We start from the raw sequence: 2,554 nt of genomic DNA, 5'->3' as shown, positions 1-2,554 counted from the left end.
GGCACCCCGTCGCACGCCCTGCCGCGCCGGCCCGCCGGGCCGGCCGGTGCCAGGCCGAGGCCGGCGGCCCCGCAGGCCCGCGACCGTGCGGCCGGTCATTGGCACGCCTCACGGCCGGGCAGCGGCTGAGATGTACCGCTGCCGCCCCGGCGATCGGGCCCTCCTGCTACGCCTCTCCGCGCGCCATCCGCACCAGGCGGTCGAGCACCACCCGGCCGCTCACCCGCAGCGCGTCGTGCTCCCACTCGTTGGTCAGCCAGAAGCGAAGGTTGCCCACGGACTTCGCGGTCTCCAGCGACTCCGCGGTGTCGACGTACATGTCGTCGAAGTACACGGCCGCGTAGACCGGCACCGTGTTGGCGGCCAGCCGCTCGGGGGAGTACAGGTCGGGCCAGTCGCGGCGCTCCGCGAGCAGCTGGGCCGTCTCGCGCAGCGGCTGCAGCGCAGGGTCGGTCTCGAACATCCAGGGGTAGATCATCTCGCCGGTGAGCAGCACCGGGGCGTCGGTGCCGAGCGCGGTTTCGGCGTCGAAGGCGGGGAACTCCTTGCGGACGCGCTCGGCGGCCCACCCTGTGCCCGCCGGGTCCACCGAGCGCTGGCCGTAGATCGACTCGTGCAGCACGGCGTACAGCGGGTTCTGCGCGAAGGAGAGCTGGGCCTGGGCCCCGGCGAGGAAGGTGTCGGACAGCTCCGGGCCGTCCACGCCCTCCACCCAGGCCTCCTCCAGCAGGTAGTGCAGCGCGCCGGAGCCCGACGCGGCGCCGAGCATCAGGCCCAGTGCCTGGAAGGCCCGGACAGTCAGCAGTCCGCCGTCCGGCAGCCGGGCCGGCTGCTGCGCGAGGTGGGCCGCGATCCTGCGGACGGCCGCCACGTCCTGCGGGTAGCGGGCGTAGTGCGCCACGTTCTTGGCCGCCACCCGTGGGTACGCCGCGCGGTAGACGTCGTCCGCCGAGGCCCGCAGGCCGGCCAGGCCGCCCGTGACGAACGCCTCCCGCAGGCCCTCCGGTGCGAGCGACAGGTAGGTCAGCGTGCAGAAGCCGCCGAAGCTCTGACCGAGGAGGCTCCACCTGCCCTCCTCACCGAGCAGCAGGCGACGGATCAGCTCGGCGTCCCGGACGATCGAGTCGGCACGGAAGTGGGCGAGGTAGTCGGCCTGCTCGACCGGGCCTCCGCGGCGGGCGAGGGTCTGCCGGTTGGCCGGGGCGGACCGGCCGGTGCCGCGCTGGTCGAGGAGCAGCACCCGGTAGTCGTCGAGGGCGCGGTTCAGCCAGTCGTCGCGCCCCAGCGGTCGCCCGGCCTTCCCGCCCGGCCCGCCCTGCAGGTAGAGCAGCCAGGGCAGGTCGTCGTGCTCCCGCCCGGATGCCACGACCTCGCGGGCGTACACCTCGATCCGCTCGCCCCCGGGCCGCTCGTGGTCGAGCGGCACCCGGAAGACGTGGTCCGTGGTGACGATTCCGGGCAGGCGGCCGACGGTGGACATGGAGCTCCTCGGTACGTGCTGGTCGCAGGCGCGATGCGACGCGCGTCAACCATGTTCCGGGTACGGGCGCCGCCGAAGCGCACCGTATCCTGACCGCGGACGGGAGCCGACGGGGGAGGGCCATCGAGGTGGCCGCGCCGCCGTCGGTAGCCGGATCGGGCAGCGCCGACGGGGGTGGCGCGACAAAGGTCGGGCGGTCGCGCCCCGCCTGCGCGCCATCGCCGCCGCGCCGGCCGGCGTGACCTGTGGCTGGTGCAGGACGTTCATCAGGGGGCGCGGGCGGCACCGTCCGTCCGCAGGCCCTGCACCGAGTCGACGCGCACCGCACCACCGGTGTGCGCGGACCGCAGCGCGGCCCGTCCGGGCAGAGCACCGGCCGTACCCGGCCGCGCCGCGCATCGGTGCGGCCCCGGCCGCTCCCGCCGATCGACCTGCCGCACGGCAGAGCAGCACAGACCGCGAACGAGCACGCTCGCGGTCGACCGGCCCAGCAACAGCCGGCCGACCGAGGGGAGGAGAGCCCGGTGACCGCTTCCAGGCCGCCACAGCCGGCCGCACCGCCGCCGGCAACCGAGCCGAACCCGGCGCCGGCTGCACCCTCGCCGTCGGCTTCGGCGGCGACCTTCCCACCGGTGCCGCCCCTTCCTCCCGCACGTCCCGCACCTCCCGCACCGCCCCTCGGGCCCGTGACGCCGGGGCGGCCAGCCGGTCCGGCCGTGCCACCTGCGTCTGCACCCCCGGCACCTTCTGCACCGCAGGGCACCCCCGTGGCGCCCGCGCCTGCGCCGCCGCCCGCACCCGCGGTCCCGCCCACCCCGACCGCACCCCCGTGGCACGCCGCCGCGCCGTCCGCACCCGTAGCCGGCCGGCCCGGCGGTCCGGTGACGAGTCCCCCCGTGGGCCCCCCGTCCCCCCGGACCCCGCCGTACGGCATCCCCACCCCTCAGACCGTGCAGACCCCGCCGTACGGCGTCCCGACCCCGCCGCATGCGGGCGCGACCCCGCCCTACGGCGTGCCGCTGCCGCCTTCGGGCGCGCCGTCCGGCACGGCGCCCGGCCAGCCGCGACCGCCGG

Annotated in this window: 1 protein-coding gene; it reads right to left on the bottom strand. The window is 76.7% G+C overall.

Annotated features, from left to right (window positions below; translation table 11 throughout):
- Nucleotides 1–166: 166 nt before the first annotated feature.
- Entirely contained in the window at nt 167–1,480 is a 1,314-nt protein-coding gene (locus KSNIM_RS13060) for an alpha/beta hydrolase (protein ID WP_263103403.1), read from the bottom strand.
- Between the last annotated feature and the right edge of the window lie 1,074 nt (nt 1,481–2,554).

The sequence above is a fragment of the Kitasatospora sp. DSM 101779 genome, assembly GCF_025655475.1.
GTDB lineage: Bacteria > Actinomycetota > Actinomycetes > Streptomycetales > Streptomycetaceae > Kitasatospora.
This window is presented reverse-complemented; position numbering and strand designations above follow the sequence as displayed.